This window comes from Flavobacterium sp. UBA5153, assembly GCA_002413745.1.
In the GTDB taxonomy this organism is placed as follows: Bacteria; Bacteroidota; Bacteroidia; order Flavobacteriales; family Flavobacteriaceae; genus Flavobacterium.
The window spans coordinates 1-24,496 of record DHXP01000067.1 but is presented as its reverse complement, the minus strand read 5'-3'; the positions used below and the strand labels follow the sequence as shown (position 1 = coordinate 24,496).

At 32.9% G+C, this 24,496-nt stretch carries 30 protein-coding genes; 25 read left to right on the top strand and 5 right to left on the bottom strand.

The genetic code is table 11. The features are described 5' to 3' along the window. Positions 1–363 precede the first annotated feature (363 nt). Positions 364–747 (top strand): VOC family protein, encoded by a 384-nt coding sequence (locus B2145_RS13295; RefSeq protein ID WP_291103123.1) that lies wholly within the window; start codon positions 364–366, stop codon positions 745–747. Between the two features lie 58 nt (positions 748–805). Here the strand turns inward: B2145_RS13295 and B2145_RS13290 are convergent, their stop codons facing one another. The 4 genes from B2145_RS13290 to B2145_RS13275 all read right to left on the bottom strand — a co-directional run bounded on the left by B2145_RS13290 (position 806) and on the right by B2145_RS13275 (position 4,558). Next, positions 806–1,369 (bottom strand): C40 family peptidase, encoded by a 564-nt coding sequence (locus B2145_RS13290; protein WP_291103120.1) that lies wholly within the window; start codon positions 1,367–1,369, stop codon positions 806–808. Between the two features lie 11 nt (positions 1,370–1,380). After that, positions 1,381–2,277, bottom strand: coding sequence for an alpha/beta fold hydrolase (locus tag B2145_RS13285; RefSeq protein ID WP_291103118.1), 897 nt, complete (start codon positions 2,275–2,277; stop codon positions 1,381–1,383). A 782-nt stretch (positions 2,278–3,059) separates the two neighbouring features. Then, positions 3,060–3,620: a C40 family peptidase gene (locus B2145_RS13280; RefSeq protein ID WP_291103116.1), complete on the bottom strand. Its 561-nt coding sequence runs from the start codon at positions 3,618–3,620 to the stop codon at positions 3,060–3,062. A 95-nt stretch (positions 3,621–3,715) separates the two neighbouring features. Next, positions 3,716–4,558: an alpha/beta fold hydrolase gene (locus tag B2145_RS13275; RefSeq protein ID WP_291103114.1), complete on the bottom strand. Its 843-nt coding sequence runs from the start codon at positions 4,556–4,558 to the stop codon at positions 3,716–3,718. Between the two features lie 297 nt (positions 4,559–4,855). Between B2145_RS13275 and B2145_RS13270 the strand changes: the two genes are divergently transcribed. Further along, entirely contained in the window at positions 4,856–5,188 is a 333-nt protein-coding gene (locus B2145_RS13270; protein WP_291103111.1) for a type II toxin-antitoxin system RelE/ParE family toxin, read from the top strand. 12 nt (positions 5,189–5,200) lie between these two features. Continuing rightward, positions 5,201–5,527 carry a helix-turn-helix domain-containing protein gene (locus B2145_RS13265; protein WP_291103109.1) on the top strand — a complete coding sequence of 109 codons (327 nt, stop codon included), beginning with the start codon at positions 5,201–5,203 and terminating at the stop codon, positions 5,525–5,527. 111 nt (positions 5,528–5,638) lie between these two features. Here the strand turns inward: B2145_RS13265 and B2145_RS13260 are convergent, their stop codons facing one another. Continuing rightward, positions 5,639–7,279: an FAD-dependent oxidoreductase gene (locus B2145_RS13260; RefSeq protein ID WP_291103107.1), complete on the bottom strand. Its 1,641-nt coding sequence runs from the start codon at positions 7,277–7,279 to the stop codon at positions 5,639–5,641. Between the two features lie 229 nt (positions 7,280–7,508). Between B2145_RS13260 and B2145_RS13255 the strand changes: the two genes are divergently transcribed. The 22 genes from B2145_RS13255 to B2145_RS13150 all read left to right on the top strand — a co-directional run bounded on the left by B2145_RS13255 (position 7,509) and on the right by B2145_RS13150 (position 24,258). Next, on the top strand, positions 7,509–8,141 hold the full coding sequence (locus B2145_RS13255) for a Crp/Fnr family transcriptional regulator (protein ID WP_291103105.1): 633 nt from the start codon (positions 7,509–7,511) through the stop codon (positions 8,139–8,141). A 74-nt stretch (positions 8,142–8,215) separates the two neighbouring features. Continuing rightward, entirely contained in the window at positions 8,216–9,013 is a 798-nt protein-coding gene (locus B2145_RS13250) for a sulfite exporter TauE/SafE family protein (RefSeq protein WP_349677761.1), read from the top strand. Positions 9,014–9,093: 80 nt separating this feature from the next. Next, complete coding sequence (locus tag B2145_RS13245) at positions 9,094–10,524, top strand: MBL fold metallo-hydrolase (protein ID WP_291103099.1); 1,431 nt, start codon at positions 9,094–9,096, stop codon at positions 10,522–10,524. A gap of 1 nt (position 10,525) precedes the next feature. Next, positions 10,526–10,732 (top strand): hypothetical protein, encoded by a 207-nt coding sequence (locus tag B2145_RS13240; RefSeq protein ID WP_291103096.1) that lies wholly within the window; start codon positions 10,526–10,528, stop codon positions 10,730–10,732. Next, positions 10,725–11,030 carry a thioredoxin gene (gene trxA, locus B2145_RS13235; RefSeq protein ID WP_291103093.1) on the top strand — a complete coding sequence of 102 codons (306 nt, stop codon included), beginning with the start codon at positions 10,725–10,727 and terminating at the stop codon, positions 11,028–11,030. The genes B2145_RS13240 and trxA overlap by 8 nt, the downstream gene beginning before the upstream one ends. After that, entirely contained in the window at positions 11,027–11,224 is a 198-nt protein-coding gene (locus B2145_RS13230) for a DUF6132 family protein (protein WP_291103091.1), read from the top strand. The genes trxA and B2145_RS13230 overlap by 4 nt, the downstream gene beginning before the upstream one ends. Before the next feature lie 40 nt (positions 11,225–11,264). Continuing rightward, positions 11,265–11,468: a YgaP family membrane protein gene (locus tag B2145_RS13225; protein WP_291103089.1), complete on the top strand. Its 204-nt coding sequence runs from the start codon at positions 11,265–11,267 to the stop codon at positions 11,466–11,468. Between the two features lie 2 nt (positions 11,469–11,470). Beyond that, the gene (locus tag B2145_RS13220) at positions 11,471–12,301 is read left to right on the top strand and encodes a methyltransferase domain-containing protein (protein WP_291103087.1); all 831 of its coding nucleotides are present in this window, start codon (positions 11,471–11,473) and stop codon (positions 12,299–12,301) included. Positions 12,302–12,317: 16 nt separating this feature from the next. Beyond that, positions 12,318–12,914 carry a class I SAM-dependent methyltransferase gene (locus B2145_RS13215; protein ID WP_291103085.1) on the top strand — a complete coding sequence of 199 codons (597 nt, stop codon included), beginning with the start codon at positions 12,318–12,320 and terminating at the stop codon, positions 12,912–12,914. Positions 12,915–12,919: 5 nt separating this feature from the next. Then, positions 12,920–13,381, top strand: coding sequence for a methyltransferase family protein (locus B2145_RS13210; protein ID WP_291103083.1), 462 nt, complete (start codon positions 12,920–12,922; stop codon positions 13,379–13,381). A 367-nt stretch (positions 13,382–13,748) separates the two neighbouring features. Then, positions 13,749–15,080, top strand: a complete 1,332-nt coding sequence (locus tag B2145_RS13205) for a cytochrome ubiquinol oxidase subunit I (RefSeq protein ID WP_291103081.1) — start codon at positions 13,749–13,751, stop codon at positions 15,078–15,080. A 3-nt stretch (positions 15,081–15,083) separates the two neighbouring features. Continuing rightward, the gene (cydB, locus tag B2145_RS13200; RefSeq protein ID WP_291103078.1) at positions 15,084–16,160 is read left to right on the top strand and encodes a cytochrome d ubiquinol oxidase subunit II; all 1,077 of its coding nucleotides are present in this window, start codon (positions 15,084–15,086) and stop codon (positions 16,158–16,160) included. A gap of 96 nt (positions 16,161–16,256) precedes the next feature. After that, on the top strand, positions 16,257–16,868 hold the full coding sequence (locus tag B2145_RS13195) for a TetR/AcrR family transcriptional regulator (RefSeq protein WP_291103076.1): 612 nt from the start codon (positions 16,257–16,259) through the stop codon (positions 16,866–16,868). Positions 16,869–16,871: 3 nt separating this feature from the next. Next, positions 16,872–18,119 (top strand): TolC family protein, encoded by a 1,248-nt coding sequence (locus B2145_RS13190; protein ID WP_291103074.1) that lies wholly within the window; start codon positions 16,872–16,874, stop codon positions 18,117–18,119. Positions 18,120–18,158: 39 nt separating this feature from the next. Then, positions 18,159–19,043: an HlyD family secretion protein gene (locus tag B2145_RS13185; protein ID WP_291103072.1), complete on the top strand. Its 885-nt coding sequence runs from the start codon at positions 18,159–18,161 to the stop codon at positions 19,041–19,043. A gap of 80 nt (positions 19,044–19,123) precedes the next feature. Then, a complete protein-coding gene (locus tag B2145_RS13180; RefSeq protein WP_291103069.1) occupies positions 19,124–19,519 on the top strand; it encodes a hypothetical protein in 396 nt (131 codons plus the stop codon). Positions 19,520–19,527: 8 nt separating this feature from the next. Continuing rightward, positions 19,528–19,962 carry a hypothetical protein gene (locus B2145_RS13175; protein WP_291103067.1) on the top strand — a complete coding sequence of 145 codons (435 nt, stop codon included), beginning with the start codon at positions 19,528–19,530 and terminating at the stop codon, positions 19,960–19,962. After that, positions 19,959–20,246 (top strand): hypothetical protein, encoded by a 288-nt coding sequence (locus B2145_RS13170; protein ID WP_291103064.1) that lies wholly within the window; start codon positions 19,959–19,961, stop codon positions 20,244–20,246. The genes B2145_RS13175 and B2145_RS13170 overlap by 4 nt, the downstream gene beginning before the upstream one ends. Beyond that, positions 20,246–21,163 (top strand): ABC transporter ATP-binding protein, encoded by a 918-nt coding sequence (locus B2145_RS13165; RefSeq protein ID WP_291103061.1) that lies wholly within the window; start codon positions 20,246–20,248, stop codon positions 21,161–21,163. The genes B2145_RS13170 and B2145_RS13165 overlap by 1 nt, the downstream gene beginning before the upstream one ends. A gap of 1 nt (position 21,164) precedes the next feature. Then, positions 21,165–21,899 (top strand): ABC transporter ATP-binding protein, encoded by a 735-nt coding sequence (locus B2145_RS13160; protein ID WP_291103058.1) that lies wholly within the window; start codon positions 21,165–21,167, stop codon positions 21,897–21,899. Between the two features lie 68 nt (positions 21,900–21,967). Continuing rightward, positions 21,968–23,074: an ABC transporter permease gene (locus B2145_RS13155; protein WP_291103056.1), complete on the top strand. Its 1,107-nt coding sequence runs from the start codon at positions 21,968–21,970 to the stop codon at positions 23,072–23,074. A gap of 62 nt (positions 23,075–23,136) precedes the next feature. Beyond that, the gene (locus B2145_RS13150) at positions 23,137–24,258 is read left to right on the top strand and encodes an ABC transporter permease (RefSeq protein ID WP_291103054.1); all 1,122 of its coding nucleotides are present in this window, start codon (positions 23,137–23,139) and stop codon (positions 24,256–24,258) included. Positions 24,259–24,496 lie beyond the last annotated feature (238 nt).

The following is a 24,496-nucleotide window of genomic DNA, read 5'->3' as shown; positions in this document are numbered from 1 at the left end:
GAAATACAAGAGGCAAGTGTGCCCCCCGATAACCGAAGTGTTCTTTAAAAAATGAATGTTCTTAAAAGTCGGAATTGCTGTGCGAAGTCTCCCGACTTCGTACCCATTGCTATTTTAAACTAACACTAATAAACCTAAACAGTCGAAATATAATTGTAATGGTATATTGGAATAGGTACGAAGTCGGGAGACTTCGCACAGCGAGGGGTTTTAGTGGAATTACCGTTTCGCATCAAGTTTTCGTTAAGCCGAAAACTGAAAGGTTACGAATTTCCAGCCACCTCAAAGTGGCAAAACGTTAATGCAGTTGTAAAACGACAATCAACTAAATATTAAAAGACAATCACGACACAAAAAACAACAATGATAAACAAAGTACATCACATTGCAATTATCTGTTCTGATTATCAAAAATCTAAAAAATTCTATACCGAAGTCCTGGGATTAGCCATCATACGTGAAGTTTATCGAGAAAATCGGCAATCCTATAAATTGGATTTGGAACTCAATGGCACTTATGTTATCGAACTATTTTCATTTCCTGATCCACCACAAAGAGTTTCAAGGCCAGAGGCAATGGGACTTAGACACCTTGCTTTTGAAGTGGATGATTTGGAGACAGTCATTGCACATTTAGAAAAATTCGAAATAGAAGCTGAACCCATTCGAATAGATGAGTTCACCGAGAAACGATTTACTTTCATTGCGGACCCGGACAATTTGCCGATAGAATTCTATGAAAAATAAAAATGCGTAAATCTTTCAACTATTATCAAAACTCGATAGAAAGCAATAATTTTTTACATCAGTAAGCCGATATGACATCTACCGCTTTTACAAATCTACGAGTATAGCCCTCCTTTTTTAGACTTGTAATAATTACTTTCATTTCACTACCCGAGGAGGCATGGATAAAATCACTTTCCTTTCCTTTTGGATTTGTAACGATACCCACATGACCTATATCGTTTCTGGTAGGGCTCAAAAATACCAGAATATCTCCTTTTCTTACGCTTTTAATCGGGATTTCTTTTCCGAAATGACTGAATTCTGAAGAGCTTCGCGGCACCTGAATTTTATAATGCTGAAAAACAAAGTAAACAAATCCCGAACAGTCAAACCCATTCCTGCTACAGCCGCCTGCAGCATAAGGTTTGCCCAATAATTCCATTCCAAAGCCCACAATGCTGTCCCTCAGGGAGACATTCGTTTTAACTGGATTTATCAGTGTTTTTTTGACAATAGTTTCGTCATTTTCGGGTAGACTATTAATTCTTTTCAATGAACCGTACGCGATGAAACACAAAACAATTATCACTAGACCAATGAGTGATGCGAATTTTACGGGATTTATCTTTTTAGATGTCATAAAAAAAGGAATTAGCAAGCATTAATAGTACTCAAACAACTGTTAATCATTTTTTTGGTTTCCAATCCAATACTCAATATATCAAAACCACTTAAAGTAGTCAAGAATTCGTCTAGATGCTTGTTGAATTCTTTGGGTTGTTCAAGGTTGGATACGTGACCCGCATTTTCAATGACTTGGAGGATTGATCCTTTGATATGTTTATTCATAAATTTAGATTGTGCCAATGGCGTTACTTGATCTCCCTTGCCACAAATAATCAATGTTGGAATGTGTATTTTGCTCAAGCTGGTACAAGTTTCTGAGCGGCCACCCAATGCTACCAATCCTTGACTGATAACGTGTTGGGAATTATAAAACACGACACCTCGCAATTGCTCGACCAATTCCGTTTTGTTTGCCAGTGAATCTTTATGGAAAACATTTTTTATAAAACCTTCATTAAAATTAGTTACTCCATTGGCTTCTATTTCATCAATATTTTTATAGCGTTTTTCCTTGACTTCAGGAGTGTCGGCAATACATTGTGTATCGCATAAAATCAATGCTTCAAAACGGCTTGGAAATCTTTTAATTGCATTAAGCGTTATGAAACCTCCCATTGACAAACCGCAAATAATGGCTTTATCAATATATAACTTGTCCATAAACGTTACTAAATCATCAGCAAACATTTCTATGCTAAGTAGTGATTCCTCGTCTGTTGATTTTCCAAATCCTCTAATATCGCAGGCTATCAATCGATAGGAAGATTTAAAAAAATCAAGTTGACCTTGCCACATTGTTTTATCGAAAGGAAAACCATGCAAGAAGATAATGGGAATACTTCCATCGCCAACATCATCATAAGATAAATTAAAGTTGTTTACATTGATCGTTAAATTGTAACCTTTAGTTGCTGTTTCCATGGTGTTTTTGTTGTTTTTAAGTCGTTTTAATGATGTCTAATCGGATGTTTTTTTGCTGTTGATTAGTATTAAATGGCAGTAGCAAACTTAGGTATTGAATTATCGGAATGTCTTATGAAATTTGGGATAAGAATTATATAATTCACACTTTGGCAACAGTGCAGAAAAAAAACCTCAAACAACTCGATAAACGAATGTTGATGGGCTTTTTGGGATAGTCTAACTACTTGATTTTCTCAACTATTCCCCCCTCCCGCACGAATCCTTTCGTGTGGAACAAACAAATCAATTCTTTTTTCGGGGGTACTAGCGAGACGCTCGCACTAGCAAAAATGACTGTTTTATTGTCAACGCGCTGCGTTTGAGATGAAAAGCACACTTTTGGAGCCAGATGCGCTGCGTTTAGGATGAAAAGAACACTTTTGGAGCCAGACGCACTGCATTTGAGATGAAAAGCACAGTTTTGGAGTCAGATGCGCTGCGTTTGAGATGAAAAGCACACTTTTGGAGCCAGATGCGCTGCGTTTGGGATGAAAAGCACACTTTTGGAGCCAAACGCACTGCGTTTAGGAGGAAAAGCCCCCAGCTAGCGCAAGCGCAATGCCATTAAGTTAAGGATTTTTTGTCATTTCGACCAACGGGAGAAATCACATAACGTGAGCAATATATGAGTTTCCTCCTTTGTCGGAATGACAAAACCGAGACGATTTTCCTTAACTTAATGACATTGAGCGTGAACATCCCGTTCGTTACAACAAACAAAATCAATACGAGTTTCATCATTAATCAGATAAGACATCTACCGCTTTTACAAATCTACGAGTATAACCCTCCTTTTTTAGACTTGTAATAATGACTTTCATTTCACTACCCGAGGAGGCGTGGATAAAATCGCTTTCCTTTCCTTTTGGATTTGTAACGATACCCACATGGCCTATATTGTTTCTGGTAGGACTCAAAAACACCAGAATATCTCCTTTTTTTACACTTTCAATCGGGATTTCTTTTCCAAAATTCCCAAATTGTGAAGAGCTTCGTGGAACCTGAATTTTATAATGCTGAAAAACATAGAAAACAAATCCCGAACAGTCAAACCCATTCTTGCTACAGCAGCCCGCAACATAAGGTTTTCCCAATAATTTCGTTCCAAAGCCCACTATGCTGTCCCTCAGGGAGACGTTAGTTTCAACTGGATTTATCAGTGTGTTTTTGACAATAGTTCCGTCATTTTCAGGCAAACTATTATCTCCGCTCAATGAACCATACGCGATGAAATACAAAACAATTACCGATAAACCAATGAGTGTTGCAAATTTTACGGGATTTATCTTTTTAGATATCATAAAAAAACGGAATTATTAAACATTAATGGAAGTCATTTTCAAATTATAACAAGAGTTTTAGGCTGTTAATCATTTAAGACCTCTATAATTTACATTCAACTATTCAAAACATCAAAACCACTTAAATCAGTCAAGAATTCACCAAGATATTTATTAAATTCTTTGGGCTGTTCAAGGTTAGATACGTGACCCGCATTATCAATAATATGAAGTATTGACCCTTTATTATGTTCATTCATAAATTCAAATTGGGCCAATGGTGTTACTTGGTCTTCTCTGCCGCAAATAATCAATGTGGGAATGCTTATCTCTCCCAAAGAGGAACACGTTTCTGAACGCTTAGCAAGCGCCACTAATCCCTGACTGATAATATGTTGGGAATTAGAAAACACGACACTTCTCAATTGCTCGACCAATTCCGTTTTGTTTGTTATTGAATCTTTGTGGAAAACATTTTTTATGAAACCTTCGTTAAAATTAGTAACTCCATCAGTTTCTATTTCTTCAATAATTTTATAACGTTTTTCTTTGCTTTCAGCAGTGTCGGCAATGCATTGTGTATCACATAAAATCAATGCCTCAAAGTGACTTGGAAATCTTTTTATTACATTAAGTGCCAAGTAACCACCCATAGACAATCCGCAAACAATGGCTTTATCAATATTTAACGTGTCCATAAACTGTATTAAATCATTACCAAACAAATCAATACTTAGAGGTGATTCTTCGTCTGTTGATTTTCCAAATCCCCTTATATCACAGGCGATTAAACGATAAGAAGATTTCAAAAAATCAAGTTGACCACGCCACATTGTTTTATCGAAAGGAAAACCATGCAGGAAAATTATGGGAATGCTTCCATCACCAACATCATCATAAGAAAAATTAAAGTTGTTTACATTGATCGTTAAATTGTAACCTTTAGTTTCCGTTTTCATGGTGTTTTGTTTTTAATATATTTCTTTTGTAATAAGTGTTTTACAACACCAACAAACTTACTCATTGATTTATTGGAATATCTTACGAAATTTGTGATAAGAATTATATAATTCACGCTATATGGCAACAGTGCAGGAAAAAGCCTATCAAACAGTTCGACAAACAGATGTTGATGGGCATTCTATCGCGTAACAATCACAAATATTCAAAATGTTGTTTTTCAGTACATTTCAAAAAACACACGTCGAAATTATTTCCTAATCAAGAAACCTGTACCTTTGCTAAAATTGAAATGAATGGAGCCAAGATTTAAAGTTGAATTTTTAGACGAGGCAATCGAATTTATAGAAAGTCTTGATGAAAAGGCTAAGACGAAAATTTATTACAACATAAAATTATCGCAATATAAAAATGACAACGAATTATTTAAAAAATTGACTGACAATATATGGGAATTCAGGACTTTGCATAACAAAACGTATTACAGATTTTTTGCTTTTTGGGATAAAACAAATAAACAGCAAACTTTAGTTATTTCAACTCATGGAATTCAGAAAAAAACTGGGAAAGTGCCTAAAAACGAAATTCAGAAAGCTGAAAATTTAAGAACAATTTATTTTGAACAATAAAAACTAATGAAAATGGAAAATAGAAAATTGAAAACTACAAGTTTAGACGTTTTAATTGACAAACATATTGGGGAAATCGGAACCCCAAAAAGAGATGCTTTTGAAAACGAATTAAGACTTGACTTAATTGGCCAAACGATTAAAGAAATAAGATTGGAAAGAAATTTGACGCAAGAACAGCTAGGGGAATTGGTTGGCGTTAAAAAAGCTCAAATTTCTAAAATAGAAAACAGCTTGACAGACGCAAGATTCGATACAATTTTGAAAGTTTTTAAAGCTTTGAACGCTAAAATTAATTTCAATATTGAATTATCGAACAAAAGTATGGTTATCGAATAAATGCCAGTAAGCACAACAGTTGGCAAAAAGCCAAAAAAGCCCCGAACTTGAGAAGTTTCGGGGCTTTTTTCTTGATTTATAGGTGACTGAAATCTGTTTTTAAAAACGAAGTTAACTATTCACCGGCTTCCAAACGCCGTAACCACCATTGAGATTCACGGAATGGATATTGTTGTTTCTCAATATTCGTTGTGCCAAATAACCTCGTAAACCCACTTGGCAATAAATAAGATACTTCGTGTTTTTATCAAAGAAATCCAGATTTTCTCTCAAAGTATCCACGTCCATATTGATGGCATTGGGAATCGCTCCGTTTTCAAATTCTTTTTTGGATCTTACATCAATCAGGATGGCATTTTCGGTCGAAAGATACTCGTCCAATTGGTCATAATTGATCAATCTCAAATCGTCGTTCAGCATATTTTCGGCAACGTAACCCAGAATATTCACGGGATCTTTGGCAGAATTATAAGGTGGAGCATAAGCAACCTCAATTTCCTGTAAATCATAAATGGTCAAATTTCCTTTTATGGCCGTGGCAATAACATCGATGCGCTTGTCAACTCCTTCTTGTCCCAGGGCTTGAGCGCCGTAAATTGTACCGTCTTCACCAAAATTCATTTTCAGGACAATATTAGTGGCGCCTGGATAATAACTGGCGTGATTCGCTCGGGTAACTGTTACGGTGCGGTACGGAATATTATACCTTTTCAATAGTTTTTCGTTGAGTCCGGTTGCGCCAACGGTTAAGTCGAAGAATTTTATAATCGAAGAACCCAAAGTTCCTTTATAAGAAATTTTATTTCCTCGAACGATATTGTCGGCAACAATTCGACCTTGTCTATTGGCTGGCCAAGCAAGCGGAATCAATACTTTTACCTGATTGATAAAATGAGAAACTTCCACGGCATCGCCCACGGCGTAAATATCTGGGTCAGAAGTTTGCATAAACTCGTTCACGGCAATTCCGCCAGTAACGCCCAAATCCAGTCCGGCAGCTTTGGCCAAACCATTTTCCGGTTTTACGCCAATGGCAAAAACGACTGCATCGGCCAGAATAGTTTCGCCATTATTCAATTTTAATTCAATGTCATTGCCCTTGTCTTCAAAAGCTTCAACACCCGTGTTTACAAGAATATTTAGGTTTTTGGCAGCCGCGTGATGCTGTACCATTTTTGCAAATTCATAATCAACTGGCGCCATAACTTGGTTTCCCAACTCGATGACGGTTACGTTGAGTTCGTTTTCAACCAGATTTTCGGCAACTTCCAAACCAATGAAACCACCGTCTACAACGGCAATGTTTTTCAAATTTTTGGTTTTGGAGATAATTCTGTCCATATCGGCAACATTTCGGAGCGTCATTATTTTATCCGAATCAATTCCGGGAATATTGGGTCTGAAAGGTTCTGCACCGGGAGATAGTAGTAATTTATCGTAAGATTCGGTGTAAATTTCTTTTGTGACAAGATTTCTTACTTCGACCGTTTTTTCTTCTTTATTTATTTTCAAAACTTCATTAAAAATACGAACATCTAGGTTGTATCTTGTTCTTAAAGAAGTTGGTGTTTGCAATAATAATTTGGAACGTTCAACAATAACGCCGCCGATATGATAGGGTAAACCGCAGTTAGCAAAACTTACGTGCTCTCCTTTTTCAAAAACAATAATTTCATTTTCCTCACTCAATCTTCTTAATCTTGTTGCTGCAGTTGCTCCTCCGGCAACTCCGCCTATAATAAGTATTTTCATCTGTAGATTATTAATTGTGTTTAATTCTGGCACAAATTTCTGAAAACATATTGTGTGGGTTTGTAGCTTTTGTTACATAAAACCGAATGCTTTAAATTAAAATTGAATTTCGGGAGAAACAGTGAAGCTTCATTGGTAAACTTCGGCATCAAAATAAAAGACAACATATTTTGTCTTTAAAGTAAAAATTTTTAGCGAAATTTACCGTTCAAAAAATGACACAATACTAATGAAAGACTTACTGAAACAGACTTACGGCTTTATATTTGAAGAAAAATTAATTGAAGAAATCGCCGAAGTTTCTTTGTTGCGAGATTTCAAGGAAGGGGATACCATAATAGATTTTGGTGATTCCGTAAGAAAAATGCCATTATTGATAACAGGAGCCATCAAGATATTGCGGGAGGATTTTGACGAAGGGGAATTATTGTTGTATTTCATTGAAAAAGGAGATACTTGTGCCATGACGATGGCTTGTTGTATGGGGGAAACAAAAAGCGAAATTAGGGCTGTGGCCGAAACTAACGGTACGGTAATAATGATACCGATTAACAAAATGGAAGAATGGTTAGGGAAATATAAAACTTGGAGAAACTATGTGTTTAATAGTTATAATAATCGTTTGAAAGAAATGCTGGCAGCAATTGACAACCTTGCATTTATGAATATGGACGAACGATTACTAAACTATCTTCATGATAAAGCCAAAATCAATCATTCGAATGAGATACACAGTACGCATCAGGAAATTGCGTATGACTTGCATACATCACGAGTTGTCGTTTCACGGTTATTAAAGGCTTTAGAAAACGAGGGAAAGATCAAATTGCACAGAGCCTCAATTGAATTTTTAAAAGGATAAAGGGTAACATTTGTTACAAAATCTTAATCATAAAAAATACAATTTTGTACTGCAAAAAAAATTAATTAATGGAAATGTCGCATATAATAGGATACGTTTTAGCCGTTTTTGTGGGGATTACACTTGGGTTAATAGGAAGTGGCGGTTCTATTCTTTCAGTTCCCATTTTAGTTTACATAATGAACGTTGAGCCAATATTGGCGACTGCCTATTCTTTATTTGTGGTTGGAACAACTGCCTTGATTGGGGGCATACAAAAAGCCAAACAAAAATTAGTCGATTTTAGGAAAGTGGTACTCTTTGGAATTCCAACAGTAGTATCAGTTTTTGTTGCACGAAAATATTTAGTTCCTCGAATTCCAGAGGTTATTTTTTCTACCGAAAATTTCACTTTTCACAAGTCGGTTTTAATTATGGTGTTTTTTGCTATCGTAATGATTGCAGCTTCAGTTAGTATGATTAAACCCTTAAAAGGGATTATTCCTTCCAAGAGTGATAAACTTAATTATTATAAAATAGGGGTTCAAGGAATTTTTATAGGTTTAGTGGTGGGTTTAGTAGGTGCCGGTGGCGGGTTTTTAATTATCCCGGCTTTGATTTTTATGACAAAAACACCCATGAAAATGGCCATAGGGACTTCCCTTTTTATTGTTTCGGCACAATCATTATTTGGATTTATGGGAGATATTCATGCCAATCAAATCATCGATTGGAAACTGTTAATACTCTTTACATTTTTATCCATTATTGGAATTTTTATTGGAAATTTTATATCTAAAAGAGTTAATGGGGAAAACCTGAAAAGCTCTTTTGGTTGGTTTGTTTTAGTTATGGGAATTTATATCATAATAAAAGAACTTTTCTTGTCTTAATGTTTTTTCAAAAATGTAACTTATGATACAGTCTTTGATTAAAAAATTAAATAGATTTACGTCACAATTAGCTTTATAAAATGAAAATAGAACAAATCTACACCGGGTGTTTAGCTCAAGGTGCATATTACATAGAAAGTAATGGCGAAGTGGCCATTATAGACCCATTAAGAGAGGTACAGCCATATATAGATAAAGCCATTCAAAATGATGCCAAAATCAAGTATATTTTTGAAACACATTTTCACGCTGATTTTGTAAGCGGACATGTGACTTTGGCTGAAAAAACCGGGGCTCCAATTGTATTTGGACCCAATGCCAATACTGGTTTTGAGGCGCATATTGCAAAAGATGGTGAAGTTTTTCAATTAGGGGAAATTACCATAACCGTTTTGCATACACCTGGACATACAATGGAAAGTTCCTGTTATCTCTTAAAAGATAAAGATGGAAAGGATTATGCGCTTTTTAGTGGAGACACCTTGTTTTTAGGCGACGTGGGAAGACCGGATTTGGCTCAAAAAGCGGCCAATATGACGCAGGAGCAATTGGCTGGGATTTTATTTGATAGTTTAAGAAACAAGGTAATGCCATTGGCAGACGATGTAATTGTTTATCCAGCTCACGGTGCCGGAAGTGCTTGCGGAAAAAATTTAAGCAAAGAAACCGTTGGTTCCATTGGTGAGCAAAAGCAAATCAATTACGCGCTTCGTGCCAATATGACCAAGGAGGAATTTATTGAAGAAGTAACGGATGGGTTATTGCCTCCGCCAGCTTACTTCCCCATGAATGTGAAACTCAATAGGGAAGGATATGTAAACGTAGAGGATATTGTAAAAGAAGCCGTTGCTTATGATGCCAAAACCTTTGAATTAGTTGCCAATGAAACTGGTGCTTTGATATTGGATGTGCGCCATCAAGACAATTTTGCAAAAGGGCATATTCCGAGATCTATTTTTATTGGTATCGATGGTGGATTTGCCCCTTGGATAGGTACTTTAATTGTAGACATTAAGCAACCAATACTTTTGGTAACCCCAAAAGGCAGGGAAGAGGAAACCATTATGCGTTTGGCAAGGGTGGGTTATGACAATACTTTGGGGTATTTGAAAGGCGGATTTGAAACTTGGAAAAGTGCAGGTATGGAATATGATACCGTGAATACGGTTTCGGCTGAAATACTAAAAGAGAAAATGGAAGAGAAAATGGAAGAGAAAATGGAAGAAAAAATCATTATTTTTGATGTAAGAAAACCGGGAGAATATGCTGCTGATCATATTGTTGATGCTCCTTCAACACCATTGGATTTTATTAATGAACATTTTACCGAATTTTCAAAAGAGGAGGAGTTTTATTTGTATTGTACAGGGGGTTATCGATCTATGATAGCTGCTTCAATATTAAAAGCACGCGGTTATCATAATGTTGTCGATGTAAGTGGTGGTTTCGAAACTATTAAAAAAATTGGAATAAAAACTACAAACTACGTATGTCCGTCAACATTAAAATAAAATGAAAGAAATTATTTTTTCAAATTGGCACATAACACGATGGATTCGCCTAGCATTTGCCTTATTTTTAATTGTTCAGGCATTTGTTCTTCGCGAATGGTTTTTTATACCATTTGGTTTGTTCTTTTTATATCAAGCCATTTTTAATTTAGGTTGTGGTCTAAATGGATGTGAAGTTCCTAACAATAAAAACAATAAAAATGAATAGCAGTTTCGAAAATATTATCAAATCAGAAAAACCTGTTTTAATTGATTTTTTTGGCGCCTGGTGTGGTCCATGCCAAATGCTGGCTCCAATTTTAAAACAGGTGAAAGACAGTTTAGGAGAGCGAATTTCCATAATAAAAATTGATGTGGACAAAAATCAGGAATTAGCTTCAAAATATCAGGTTCGAGGTGTTCCCACCATGATTTTGTTTCAAAATGGAAAGCAATTATGGAGACAATCAGGAGTTTTGACTAAAGAAGCAATAATAAAAATCATTTTAGAAAAAAGTAACGGATGAATAAAAAAGCAATTTTAATTACCGGGATAGGAGTAGTCGTTGGAGCTGTTGCAGGCTATCTTTATTATTTTTATGTAGGCTGCGCTTCCGGCACTTGCGCCATAACATCGAAACCTTTGAATAGCACTTTATATGGAGGTTTAATGGGAGGATTGATATTCAATATGTTTGTGAAATCACCAAAGAAGTCATAAAAAAAACAGTCAACAATTTAACCAATAAAATTTTAAAAACATGAAAAAAAATATGGGTTCAACAGACAAAATTATCCGTATTATTTTAGCAATTTTAGTAGGTGTTTTGTACTACACGAAAATAATTGAAGGTACAGTTGCACTAGTTTTGGGAGCCTTGGCGATTATTTTTCTACTTACAAGTTTTATTGGTTTTTGCCCATTGTATTTGCCTTTTGGCATTTCAACCCGTAAGAAAAAATAATTATGGCGGACGAACAATGTTGTGTGGTTTCGCATGAAAAAATACTGGATCAAGACTATTGGGATACTCAATATAAAGCCAATACCATAGGCTGGGATTTAGGTGAAGCGTCACCACCGATAAAAGCATATACTGACACTTTAGAAGATAAAAATACAAGTATTTTAATTCCTGGGTGCGGCAATACTTATGAAGCCGAATATCTTTTGGAACAAGGTTTTACAAACATTACTGTCATAGATATTGCGCCAACATTGATTAGAAACCTAAAACAAAAATTCGCAAATAATACCAATATAAAAATTGTATTGGGCGATTTCTTTGAACATCAAGGGAAATATGATTTGATTATTGAACAAACTTTTTTCTGTGCCTTACCCCCGGCAATGCGCCAAAAATATGTTTGGAAAATGCACCAACTTTTATCAGATAATGGAATATTGGCAGGCTTGTTATTCAATAAAACATTTGATGTGAGTCCACCTTTTGGCGGAAGAAAAGAAGAATATGAACTACTGTTTGCAGCCTCTTTCGACTTTTTAAAAATGGATTTATGTCAAAATTCAATTGCCCCACGGGCTAATGCAGAGCTTTTTTTTGAACTTAAAAAAAACAACAAAGTAGTTGTCAATTTATATAATTTCAGAGGGTTAACTTGCAGCGGTTGCGTGGATACCGTTAGAAAAAAGTTTTCAGAAATAGGCGAGGTGCGAAACGTAAGCATAAGTTCTAATTTTGCCGAAGTATTAATTGTCAGCATAAATGAAATTCCTTTAGAGGCGCTTCAAAGTGTGATTTCGTATGATGAGAAATACAAAATTAATAAAGTTTAAAATAGATCCTCAAAAAATGAAAGAATTTTGGAATGAACGTTATGCTGATAAAGATTATGCTTACGGAATTGAACCTAATGTTTTTTTTAAAACGCAATTAGAAACCTTGCCAAAAGGGCAAATTTTATTTCCAGCCGAAGGTGAAGGCAGAAATGCTGTTTATGCTGCCCAACAAGGTTTTGAAGTCTTTGCCTTTGACAGTAGCGAAGAAGGAAAAAACAAAGCGGAACATTTGGCAAAACTTAAAAATGTTTCGCTTAAATATTCAATTTCTTCAATTGAAGAGATAGATTATCCCCAAGATTTTTTTGATGTGATTGTTTTAATTTTCGCCCATTTTCCAGCGAAATTCAGAAAGGAATACCATCAAAAATTACTTACTTATTTGAAACCAAATGGATTCATTATTTTTGAAGCTTTTAGTAAGGAACAAATTCATAATACTTCCGGAGGGCCAAAAAATACTGAAATGATGTTTTCAGAAGAGGAGATTAAAGCAGAATTTCCTGTAATTAATTTCACACTTTTGGAAACCGTTGAGGTAAATTTAGATGAAGGTCCTTTTCACCAAGGAAAGGCTTCGGTAGTCAGGTTTATTGGAACAAAAAAATAATATCAATGACTGTAAAACGAAAAGATTATTTATTTGTCACCATTCAATTCATCTTGTTTTTTTGTTTTATTTTCGATTTTAATTGGTCTATGAAATTGAGTTTTGGTATTCAAAAAACAGGACTTTGGATTGCAGTTTTTGGAGGAATAATTATCATTTTAGCCTTGTTGCAACTCAACAAAAATCTGTCGCCATTTCCCACCCCCAAAGAAAAGGCCACTTTATTGCAAACCGGCTTGTATAAATACATCCGTCACCCAATTTATACCGGAATTATGATCCTTTTTTTGGGATATAGTTTATATCAAAATTCACTTTATAAATTAGGAATTTCTTTGTTTTTAGTGGTTTTGTTTCACTTTAAATCGAACTATGAAGAACATCAATTAGCCCTAAAATTCCCGGATTATAAATTGTATAAAATCAAAACAGGAAAGTTTTTGCCAAAGTTTAATAATCATGTTTAGTTATTCAAGGTAACAATTCAAGACTATTTTGTAAATTTCAAATTAAAAACTAAGGCAATTTATCGTTAAATACTTTTTTTACCTATCTTTATTAATCAAACGGTTAATTTGTGATGGCAACGGAATAAAAAATATTTAATGCAGCAAGATAAGCCATTCCTAAATTGTAAAACTAAGAAGGAATTAAAAAGCAAGAGTAAAAGTATATATTTAGCAGTCTTTTCAAACATCAAAATTTTTTGACAAAGCAAGAGTTTCTGTTTTTTCCAAAATAAGACCAATTTCATTAGTTGAAGTTTCTTTCATGGTGTCATTAGTAACTCTAGTGCCGTAATTTTGGTAATAATTTTAAAATAAATTTATTTCTATGCAAGAAATGCTCTTTTATGATAGAATGCAGTTTGCCTTTACTATCACCTTTCATTACCTCTTTCCACAATTAACCATGGGACTTTCGTTGCTCATTGTTTATTTTAAATGGAAATTTCTCCGCACTAAATTAGAACAATATAATGATGCATCTAAATTTTGGATGAAGATTTTTGCTCTCAATTTTGCCATGGGTGTTGTAACCGGGATCCCAATGGAATTTCAATTTGGAACCAATTGGGCAAAATTTTCTGAATTAACAGGGGGGATAATTGGCCAGACCTTGGCCATGGAAGGAATGTTTTCATTCTTTTTGGAATCTTCTTTTTTAGGGTTGTTCCTATTTGGAGAAAAATTGCTGGGACATAAATTACATTTTCTTACAGGATTTCTAGTATTTTTAGGATCATGGGCAAGTGGATTTCTAATTATTACCACCCATTCTTGGATGCAAAATCCAGTTGGGTATGAAATTTTAACTAATGGAAAATTTGTTCTCAATAATTTCTTGGCATTATTTACCAATCCGTGGTTATGGCCATCATTTCTTCATAATCAGGCAGCTTCATTAGTAACCAGCTCATTTGTTGTAGCAGGTATTGGAGCCTTTTATATATTAAGTAACAAAAATGTTTCTTTTGGGAAGCTATTTGTAAAAACAGGAGTCATTTTTGGATTGGTTTCCAGTATAATTGTAGCCGTTCCCACTGGTGATTCGTTAGCTAAAAATGTAGTGAAACATCAGCCCGTTACTTTCGCAGCTATGGAAGGAATTTTTAAGACAGAAGAAGGAGGTTCAGAAATTATACTTATTGGTCAGCCTGATGTAAAAAACAAAAAGCTAGACAATAAAATTGCTGTACCTAATATTTTAAGTTTCTTAACTTATGGAAATTGGAATACTAAAGTAAAAGGATTAGACCAATTTGAGGAAGAGAATTACCCAACTAATATTTCAGGTTTGTATTATGCCTATCATATTATGGTAGGTTTAGGAACCCTATTCATTGGATTATTGGCTTTAGCTGTATTTCAATTATTTAGAAAAAAATTATTTACTTCCAAATGGATTTTATGGGCATTATTATTCATGATTCCGTTTCCTTATATAGCGAATACAACAGGTTGGTATACAGCTGAGTTAGGAAGACAACCTTGGTTGGTTTATAACTTGATGCGAACATCAGATGGCATTTCTCCAACCGTTTCATCGGGAAATACTTTATTTACTTTACTTGGGTTCATTGGTTTGTATCTTCTTTTAGGGCTGTTATTCCTGCTTTTAGTTGGAAAAATCATAGGCAAAGGTCCAAAACCTCAAAATATATAAGTTATGGAATTCTTTTGGTATGCAGTTATAGTATGTATGTTAGCAGTCTATGTAGTATTAGATGGTTATGACTTTGGAGCAGGGATTATCCATTTATTTTTTGCAAAAACAGAAAAAGATAAAAAAGCAATTACCAATTCAATTGGTCCTTTTTGGGATGCTAATGAAGTCTGGCTCATAGCTGTCGGTGGTGTTTTGTTTTTTGCATTTCCTACTTTGTATGCATCCTCTTTTAGTGGCTTTTATTTGCCATTAATTATGATTTTATGGTTACTAATTTTTAGGGGTATAGGTTTAGAATTAAGAGGACAGATTCATCATTCTATGTGGGAAGCAGTTTGGGATAAAGCTTTTGGAATCGCGAGTTTATTATTAGCATTATTTTTTGGAGTTGCTTTAGGAAATGTTGTAAGAGGGGTAAATCTTGGTATGGTTGAAAACGGTGTTTCAACTCAAGAAGCGCACTATTTCTTTTTGCCGCTTTGGAACTCAACATTTAGTCCGAAAGCAGATCAGTTAGGAATTATCGATTGGTTTACCTTATTATTAGGAATCGTTGCAGTAGTAGCCTTAACAATTCATGGAGCCAATTGGATTATCTTTAAAACGAATTCGGATCTCAATAAAAAATTAAGAGAAGTGGTTTTTAAACTGAATTTTGTTCTATTGCTATTAGTAATTGTTTCACTACTTTGTTGGCATATTATTGAACCAGAACCCTTTCAAAATTTTATAAAAAATCCATTGCTTTGGATATTCCCATTACTGACATTTTCAGGATTATTTGCGATGTTTAAAGTAAGAACTTTTAAAAAGGACGGTCTGGGTTTTTTATTCTCCAGTATGTTTTTAGTAGGGGGATTAGCAGCTACAGTTGCCTCTATATTTCCAAAATTATTGCCATCAACTAATACTATTAACCCTTCATTAACGATATATAATGTTGCAGCTGATGAATATGGCCTTTCTGTAGGACTGAATTGGTTTTTTATTGCTTTAATTTTAGTGATTTTATATTTCTTTATTCAATATAAAGTCTTTAAAGGTAAAATGGACGATATAGGTTACGGAGATCATTAAAAAAACTAGAAGTAAATAATTCATGATTTAATTATGTTATTTACTTTTTTTATTTATCTTTGTTAACCAAATGGTTAAACTATATAATTAAACAATATGGATAAAGTAAAAACCGAAAATACTGAAACCGAAATATTAAATGCTGCAAAAGAAGTTTTTCAACAAAAAGGAATGGCAGGAGCGAGGATGCAGGAAATTGCAGATAAGGCTAAAATAAATAAAGCATTATTGCATTATTATTATAGAAGCAAACAACTTTTATTTGAGGCCGTTTTCAAAAGTGCCTTTGCGCTATTAGCACCTCAATTAAATAAGGTATTAAATGATGACAGTGATTTATTTGAAAAAATAAGAAAATTTACCGAAAATTATGTCTCATTTGTAATTAAACATCCCTATTTGCCAAATTTTGTCATTCAAGAATTAAATAAAAATCCAGAATTTGTGCAAAAGCTTCGTTCAGAAAAAAATTTTCCTTCTATTGATAAATTCAAACTACAAGTAAGCGATGCTGTCAAACAAGGTATTATTAAACCAATTGAAGCCGAACAATTATTTATCAATATTATATCATTAAATATCTTTCCATTCACAGGCGAATCTCTTTTGATGGCTCTTGTTAATGTGGACAAAGAAGGCTACAATAGAATATTGGAAAATCGCAAAACAAATGTGGCAGATTTTATTATTAATTCCATAAAAATTTAAACTATGAAAAACAAGTTAGTCCTACTATTGCTTTTTCTTTTATCAATAAGTTCAAATGCACAACAAACTTTGACCTTGGAGGATTGCTATACATTGGTCAAAAAAAACTATCCAACAGCAAAGCAAATTGAATTATTACAACAAAAATCTGATTTTGAAATAAATGCTTTAAACAAAAGTAAACTTCCTAAAATTGATATAAATGCACAAGGAACATACCAAAACCAAGTCATAGAATTTCCAACTCCAGGTTTAGAACCTTTAAATAAAGACCAATATAAAGCCACTTTAGATGTAAATCAACTCATTTATAATGGAGGTTTGATTGATGCCAATGCCAGACTTAAAGAAACCCAAACCAAGACTCAACAACAACAAGTAGATATAAACTTATACCAGCTAAAATCGAAGATAAATCAATTGTATTTTTCTATTTTATTACTACAAGAGCAAAAAAATATATTGATTATTAAACAAGAGCAATTGATTTCAAAAATAAAAGAAGTAAAAGTAGGCATTCAATTTGGAGCAATATTGCCAACATCTGAAAAAGTATTGGAAGCCGAAAATTTAAAAATTAAACAACAACTTTCAGCTATTCAATTTGACAAAAAAAGACTGTTTGAAAACCTATCATCACTCACATACTCTACAATTTCTGAAACAATGACATTAGTAAAACCGGTTATTATTTTAAATGCTTCGGAAACAAAATTGCGTCCAGAATTAAAATTATTTGAACTTCAGAACGAACAGATTGAGATTTCAAAAAGTGTTTTATCAAAAAATAACTTGCCAAAAATTAACGCATTTGGAACTGCAGGATACGGAAATCCAGGTTTAAATCCAGTAGATAATTCCTTTCAACCCATTCTAATGGTTGGAGTAAAAGCCAACTGGAATGTCTTTGATTGGAACAAATCTAAAACCGAAAAACAAGCACTTATGGTCTCTACAGATATTGTTGCAACAGAAAAAGAAACTTTCTTGCTCAATAATACCATACAATTGCAAGAAATGGATAATGAAATAAAAAAATCGGCAGAAATTATTACAACTGATGTTGAAATTATTAATTTAAGAGAAAATGTATTGCAATCCATAAACGCACAACTCAAAAATGGCGTTATTACAGCTTCAGAATATTTAGTAGAATTTACCAATTTATATGAAGCCAAAACAAATTTAAAAATACACGAGACCCAACTAGAACTCGCAAGAGCAAACTATCAAGTCATAAAAGGAAATTAATTTAAAAACATACCAATCCAAAAATTAAAAAATTTAAACATGAAAAATATAATTCCAATTTTAATTTTAGCAAGCCTTTTTTCTTGTAATAAAAACAACGATAAAGCTGATGGTTACGGGAATTTTGAAGCAACCGAAGTTACTGTTTCATCAGAAGCCAACGGAAAAATTGAATATCTAAAACTCGAAGAAGGTGATGTTTTAAAGCCACTAACGCAAGTAGGTTTAATAGATACATTACAATTATATTTTACAAAACAACAATTAATTGCATCTAAAAACACGATTGCTGCTAAATCGGCCAATGTTTTATCGCAAAAAAGTGTTTTGTTAGAGCAATTGAAAACGGCACAAATTGAAAGTAAACGTATTAACAATATGTATATCGAAAACGCTGCGACTAAACGTCAAGTTGATGAAATTGACGGTAGAGTAAACGTAATAGAAAAACAAATACAAAGTGTTAATACTCAAAACGCACCAATTATTAGTGAACTAAAAACTATTGATGTACAAATTGAAAAAATTAACGACCAAATTGAAAAAAGTAAAATTACAAATCCAATTAGTGGAACGGTGTTAACTAAATATTCCGAGCCTGGAGAAATAACTGCTTTTGGAAAACCTCTCTATAAAATTGCGAATATTTCTGAAATGACTTTAAGAGTTTTTATAAGCGAAACTCAATTGTCTCAAATAAAAATGGGTCAAGAAGCATTGGTAAAAATCGATGGTTTGGAAGAAATGAAAACATACAAAGGAACCATTTCTTGGATTGCCTCACAAGCAGAATTTACACCAAAAATTATACAAACAAAAGAAGAAAGAGTAAACCTAGTTTATGCAGTAAAAGTGAAAGTGAAAAACGATGGCAGCTTAAAAATTGGAATGCCCGCCGAAATGTGGATAAAAGATAAAAATTAAATAAGAAAACATTTAAATAAAAACCGATAGCATCAATTAATCTGTAGCAAACCTTTTCTAAAAATAAAATTCAAATAATTATGGAAAAAACGCTTCATTATCTATTCGCATTATTATTAGCTGTTTTTGGTTTGCTAACTTTATTTTTAACTACTTCCATTCTTTTTGATCTCTTTGGAGTCAGAGAACAAGAAGGTAATTATGTTTTAACTGTAGTTTGGGCAAATTTTATATGCAGTATAATCTATCTAATTGCCAGCTATGGTTTTATTAAAAAAAAGGAATGGACCTTTTTACTTTTAAGTTTAGCTACAATAATTTTAATTTCTGCTTTTATCCTTTTTGCTGTTCACATCTATTATAATGGAGTTTATGAAACAAAAACTGTTGGAGCAATGGGTTTTAGAATATCATTATCAATTGTTTTTACTGCAATTTCTTTTTACTACATAAAAAATAAAAAAACTATAAAATAATAAATATTATGACAAAATTAAAAATAATTATTGCTACAACGTTAGTTGCACTTATTTCTTCTTGTAACACAAAGGAAAATAAAACAACTGAAATTAAAACAGAAGAACATCAACATTCAACGGATCAAAATATTGAACTAAACAACGGAGAAAAATGGAAAGTAGACTCTAATATGTTACTTCATATTCGAAATATGGAAAAAGATGTTGTCGCTTTTGAAAGTAACAACGTTAAGGACTACCAATTATTGGCTACAAAATTAAATCAGAATATAGATTTACTTACCTCAAACTGCACAATGAAAGGACAAGCTCATAATGAACTACACAAATGGTTAGTGCCATTTATAGAACTAGTTAAAAACTTTTCAGGAGCGGATTCAACAGAACAATTTACAGAAATTCAACATTCGTTTAAAATTTTCAATCAATATTTCCAATGATTTTAAAAAATTTGCACACCGAAAAAAAAGCAGTTCAAACCAATCTCTTATTTGAACCCTCAGAAGCAAAAGTAATTTCCCTGCAAATAGCAAAAAGAGCACAACTCAAAGAACATATTACAACAATTCCTGCATTATTAGTTTGCGTTTCGGGAAATGCTGTTTTCAGTAATGAAAATGGAGTTGTTATAAATTTAAAATCTGGAGTTTATGTCAGAATTGAAGAAAATGTAAAACATAAAGTTGATGCCATCGAAGAGAGTAACTTCTTATTAATAAAATAATGAGTATTTCAGTAAACAACATATCAAAATCTTATAAAACCTTAAAAGCAGTTGACAACATTACTTTTGAAGTTGCCGAAGGAGAATTGTTTGGTTTAATTGGACCTGATGGTGCCGGAAAAACAACGCTCTTTAGAATCCTTACGACCTTGTTGATTGCTGATGAAGGCAATGCAACTGTTGCAGATTACGATGTTGTAAAAGAATATAAGTCTATTAGAAATTCAGTAGGTTATATGCCCGGCAGATTTTCATTGTATCAAGATTTAACAGTGGAAGAAAACCTTGCTTTTTTTGCCACAATCTTCGGAACGACAATCGAAGCAAATTATGATTTGATAAAAGATATATATGTACAGATAGAGCCTTTCAAAAAAAGAAGAGCAGGAAAACTTTCTGGTGGTATGAAACAAAAATTGGCATTATGCTGTGCCTTAATCCATAAACCAAAAGTATTGTTTTTAGACGAACCTACCACTGGAGTTGATCCTGTATCTCGAAAAGAATTTTGGGACATGCTAAAACGATTAAAAGAAAAAGGCATTACAATTCTCGTTTCCACACCTTATATGGATGAAGCAGCATTGTGTGACAGAATTGCACTTATTCAAGACGGGAAAATTTTAGAAATAAATACGCCTCAAAATATTGTAACAAATTATAAAAAAGACATATACAACGTTAGTACACTAGATACTTATAAATTAATTGAAGATTTAAAAAGATACCCTAGCAGTGGCAGCGTATATGCTTTCGGTGAATATATACATTATACAGATATTCAAGACGACTTTAACCCAAATGATTTAAGAAATTATTTAAGTCAAAACAATCATAATCAAATTGAAATTCATATAACTAGTGCTACAATTGAGGATGTTTTTATGGAATTAGCCTCTTCTAATAAATCAAAATAAATTGGAAAAAGAAAAAATAATAGAAGTAAAAAATCTAACTAAAAAATTTGGAGATTTCAGTGCTGTCAAAAGTATTTCTTTTGATGTGTACAAAGGGGAAATTTTCGGGTTTCTAGGAGCTAATGGTGCAGGTAAAACAACTGCAATGAAAATGCTAATAGGCATTTCTAAGCCTACTTCTGGAATAGCGTTGGTAAGCAATTTAGATGTGTTTACACAAGCAGATGAAGTAAAAAGAAATATTGGATATATGAGTCAGAAGTTTTCAATGTATGATGATTTAACTATAAACGAGAACATTACTTTTTTTGGTGGAATTTATGGATTAACAAAAAAACAAATAAAAGAAAAAACTCAAATAATATTAGAAAATTTAAATCTTCAAGAAGTAGCAAATCAATTAGTTGGCTCATTACCCTTAGGATGGAAACAAAAATTAGCTTTTTCGGTTTCATTATTACACGAACCAAAAATTGTTTTTTTAGATGAACCAACAGGTGGTGTAGATCCAATTACAAGAAGACAATTTTGGGAACTAATTTACGCTCAAGCAAATAAAGGAACAACCATTTTTGTTACCACACATTATATGGATGAAGCGGAATATTGTAATCGTGTTTCCATAATGGTAGATGGTGCTATTGAAGCTTTAGATACACCAAAAAAATTGAAAGAAAAATTTAGAGTCGATTCGATGAATGATGTTTTTTTAAAGCTAGCGAGGAATATAGAATAAGAAAATTGAAAAATTAAAACATCAATTATTAATGAGATTGCTCTACAAGCTCACAATAACCAAATAAAATGAAAAGATTTATCGGATTTGTAAAAAAAGAATTCTACCATATTTTTCGTGATAAACGCTCAATGTTTATCCTCTTTGGAATGCCTATAGCACAAATAATGCTTTTTGGTTTTGCAATTACCAATGAAATTAATAATGTAGATATAGCTATTTTAGATAAATCCAAAGATGCTGAGACAAAGCTTATTATTGATAAAATAAGTGCTTCTAAACACTTTAATATACAAGATGAAATCCGTAATGAAAATCAAATCGAAGCTGTTTTTAAGAAAGGAAAAGTTAAAGCCGTATTGGTATTTGAAAAGGATTTTGCTCAAAATTTACAAACCCAGAAAAACGGAAATGTTCAGGTTATTTCTGATGCAACAGATCCAAATACCGCCAATACCATTACAAATTATATCCAGTCGATTTTGCGAAATTATCAGCAAGAACTCAATAAAGGAACTGTAAATCCTTATCAAATTCAGGTACAATCCCAAATGTATTACAATCCAGAATTAAAAAGTGTTTACAATTTTGTGCCAGGTGTAATGACCGTAATTTTAATGTTAGTTTCAGCTATGATGACTTCCATTTCCATTACGCGAGAAAAAGAATTAGGCACTATGGAAATTTTGTTGGTCTCTCCATTAAAACCATTTATTGTTATCATCGGAAAAGTATTTCCTTATATTTTCTTATCTATAATCAACGCTATTGTAATCATTGTACTAAGCATTTTTGTATTTAATGTTCCAGTTCAAGGCAGTTTGTTTCTTCTAGGAATAGAAAGTATTTTGTTTATCATAACTTCTTTGACATTAGGAGTTCTAATTTCAACAATATCAGAAACACAGCAAACGGCATTAATGATATCGTTAATGGGATTAATGCTTCCTGTAATTTTACTTTCCGGATTCATTTTCCCTTTATCAAGTATGCCTTTGCCATTACAATACATTAGTAATATAATTCCAGCCAAATGGTTTATTATAATTCTCAAAGGAATTATGCTCAAAGGCGTTGGCATTGCAGAATTATGGAAAGAAACGGTAATACTTGTAATAATGGCTTTGGTATTTACAGCGATAAGTGTCAAAAAATACAAAATAAGATTAGAATAATTTTTGGTTTTAATTATAAAACAGTTAAAAGAGATTTAATAATACTAAAGTGATGATAAAAAATGAAAACAATCCTATATATCGTTCAAAAAGAATTTAAACAAATACTGAGAAACAAAGGAATGTTGCCCATCATATTTGTATTGCCTCTTTTACAACTTTTAATCCTTTCTAATGCGGCAACTTTTGAAGTTAAAAACATCCAATTTTCCTATGTTGATTATGATAAATCAACTTCATCAAGAGCGTTGGTTGATCAATTCAGAGCTTCACCTTATTTTAATGTTTTAAGGGATTTTTCATCAAAAAAAAATGCGGATGAAGCGATGGAAATAGGAGAAGTAGAAGTTGTTTTAGAAATTCCAAGACATTTTGAAAAGAACCTTGTTAAAAACAAGAAATCAGATCTAGCAGTATATATAAATGCAATTGATGGTGCAAAAGCAGGTGTCGAAAATGTTTATATTAATCAAATTGTAGCAAGCTACAATCAGAATATACTCGTAAAAGCCTATCAGCAAGACAATCAACTTAGCAAACCAATGAATGTAATGGCTATTCCTTCCTTTTGGTACAACAATACTTTAAATTACAAAACCTTTATGGTTCCTGGTATTTTAGTGCTTTTGGTCACTATGCTAACACTTTTTCTTTCAGGTATGAATATCGTAAGAGAAAAAGAAATGGGCACATTAGAACAGATTAATGTAACTCCCATTAAAAAATACCAATTTATAATTGGAAAATTATTTCCTTTTTGGGTTTTAGGACTTGTAATATTGACGGTCGGTTTACTTATTGCAAAAGTAATTTTTAACGTTCCCATAATTGGGAATATCGGACTCATTTATTTGTTTTCATCCGTATATCTATTAGTAATACTAGGTATGGGTTTGTTTATTTCAAATTATACAGATACACAACAGCAAGCTATGTTTATTGCTTGGTTTTTCGTAGTCATTTTTATCCTGATGAGCGGTTTGTTTACACCCATCGAAAGTATGCCTGAATGGGCTCAAAAAATCACTCTATTAAATCCTATTAGGTACTTCGTTGAAGTAATTCGTATGGTGATGCTCAAAGGTTCTGGTTTTTCAGATATTATTCCTCAATTCATCATCATTAGTGCTTATGCTATTCTAATGAACGGTTTAGCCGTTTTAAGCTACAAAAAAACAAATTAATATAAAAAAGAATAAACTATGAAAAAGCTATTATCAACATTCTTTTTAATTCTTTTATCCAATTATTCTCAAGGTTAAGAGTCCTATTCTTTAACGGTTAAAGTATCTGAACTAAGAAATTCCACAGGAGACGTACTGTTTTTGTTATATAATAAAGATGGTTCAATACCAGATGAAAAAATTAAAAACTATTATAAAAAAGAGATTGGAACAATATTGGACATACTAACTTTACCCG

What these genes read in the sequence shown, in the direction of transcription:
- B2145_RS13295 (WP_291103123.1), top strand. Translation starts at nt 364, where the DNA reads ATGATAAACAAAGTACATCACATTGCAATTATCTGTTCTGATTATCAA.
- B2145_RS13290 (WP_291103120.1), bottom strand. Translation starts at nt 1,369, where the DNA reads ATGACATCTAAAAAGATAAATCCCGTAAAATTCGCATCACTCATTGGT.
- B2145_RS13285 (WP_291103118.1), bottom strand. Translation starts at nt 2,277, where the DNA reads ATGGAAACAGCAACTAAAGGTTACAATTTAACGATCAATGTAAACAAC.
- B2145_RS13280 (WP_291103116.1), bottom strand. Translation starts at nt 3,620, where the DNA reads ATGATATCTAAAAAGATAAATCCCGTAAAATTTGCAACACTCATTGGT.
- B2145_RS13275 (WP_291103114.1), bottom strand. Translation starts at nt 4,558, where the DNA reads ATGAAAACGGAAACTAAAGGTTACAATTTAACGATCAATGTAAACAAC.
- B2145_RS13270 (WP_291103111.1), top strand. Translation starts at nt 4,856, where the DNA reads ATGGAGCCAAGATTTAAAGTTGAATTTTTAGACGAGGCAATCGAATTT.
- B2145_RS13265 (WP_291103109.1), top strand. Translation starts at nt 5,201, where the DNA reads ATGGAAAATAGAAAATTGAAAACTACAAGTTTAGACGTTTTAATTGAC.
- B2145_RS13260 (WP_291103107.1), bottom strand. Translation starts at nt 7,279, where the DNA reads ATGAAAATACTTATTATAGGCGGAGTTGCCGGAGGAGCAACTGCAGCA.
- B2145_RS13255 (WP_291103105.1), top strand. Translation starts at nt 7,509, where the DNA reads ATGAAAGACTTACTGAAACAGACTTACGGCTTTATATTTGAAGAAAAA.
- B2145_RS13250 (WP_349677761.1), top strand. Translation starts at nt 8,216, where the DNA reads ATGTCGCATATAATAGGATACGTTTTAGCCGTTTTTGTGGGGATTACA.
- B2145_RS13245 (WP_291103099.1), top strand. Translation starts at nt 9,094, where the DNA reads ATGAAAATAGAACAAATCTACACCGGGTGTTTAGCTCAAGGTGCATAT.
- B2145_RS13240 (WP_291103096.1), top strand. Translation starts at nt 10,526, where the DNA reads ATGAAAGAAATTATTTTTTCAAATTGGCACATAACACGATGGATTCGC.
- trxA (WP_291103093.1), top strand. Translation starts at nt 10,725, where the DNA reads ATGAATAGCAGTTTCGAAAATATTATCAAATCAGAAAAACCTGTTTTA.
- B2145_RS13230 (WP_291103091.1), top strand. Translation starts at nt 11,027, where the DNA reads ATGAATAAAAAAGCAATTTTAATTACCGGGATAGGAGTAGTCGTTGGA.
- B2145_RS13225 (WP_291103089.1), top strand. Translation starts at nt 11,265, where the DNA reads ATGAAAAAAAATATGGGTTCAACAGACAAAATTATCCGTATTATTTTA.
- B2145_RS13220 (WP_291103087.1), top strand. Translation starts at nt 11,471, where the DNA reads ATGGCGGACGAACAATGTTGTGTGGTTTCGCATGAAAAAATACTGGAT.
- B2145_RS13215 (WP_291103085.1), top strand. Translation starts at nt 12,318, where the DNA reads ATGAAAGAATTTTGGAATGAACGTTATGCTGATAAAGATTATGCTTAC.
- B2145_RS13210 (WP_291103083.1), top strand. Translation starts at nt 12,920, where the DNA reads ATGACTGTAAAACGAAAAGATTATTTATTTGTCACCATTCAATTCATC.
- B2145_RS13205 (WP_291103081.1), top strand. Translation starts at nt 13,749, where the DNA reads ATGCAAGAAATGCTCTTTTATGATAGAATGCAGTTTGCCTTTACTATC.
- cydB (WP_291103078.1), top strand. Translation starts at nt 15,084, where the DNA reads ATGGAATTCTTTTGGTATGCAGTTATAGTATGTATGTTAGCAGTCTAT.
- B2145_RS13195 (WP_291103076.1), top strand. Translation starts at nt 16,257, where the DNA reads ATGGATAAAGTAAAAACCGAAAATACTGAAACCGAAATATTAAATGCT.
- B2145_RS13190 (WP_291103074.1), top strand. Translation starts at nt 16,872, where the DNA reads ATGAAAAACAAGTTAGTCCTACTATTGCTTTTTCTTTTATCAATAAGT.
- B2145_RS13185 (WP_291103072.1), top strand. Translation starts at nt 18,159, where the DNA reads ATGAAAAATATAATTCCAATTTTAATTTTAGCAAGCCTTTTTTCTTGT.
- B2145_RS13180 (WP_291103069.1), top strand. Translation starts at nt 19,124, where the DNA reads ATGGAAAAAACGCTTCATTATCTATTCGCATTATTATTAGCTGTTTTT.
- B2145_RS13175 (WP_291103067.1), top strand. Translation starts at nt 19,528, where the DNA reads ATGACAAAATTAAAAATAATTATTGCTACAACGTTAGTTGCACTTATT.
- B2145_RS13170 (WP_291103064.1), top strand. Translation starts at nt 19,959, where the DNA reads ATGATTTTAAAAAATTTGCACACCGAAAAAAAAGCAGTTCAAACCAAT.
- B2145_RS13165 (WP_291103061.1), top strand. Translation starts at nt 20,246, where the DNA reads ATGAGTATTTCAGTAAACAACATATCAAAATCTTATAAAACCTTAAAA.
- B2145_RS13155 (WP_291103056.1), top strand. Translation starts at nt 21,968, where the DNA reads ATGAAAAGATTTATCGGATTTGTAAAAAAAGAATTCTACCATATTTTT.
- B2145_RS13150 (WP_291103054.1), top strand. Translation starts at nt 23,137, where the DNA reads ATGAAAACAATCCTATATATCGTTCAAAAAGAATTTAAACAAATACTG.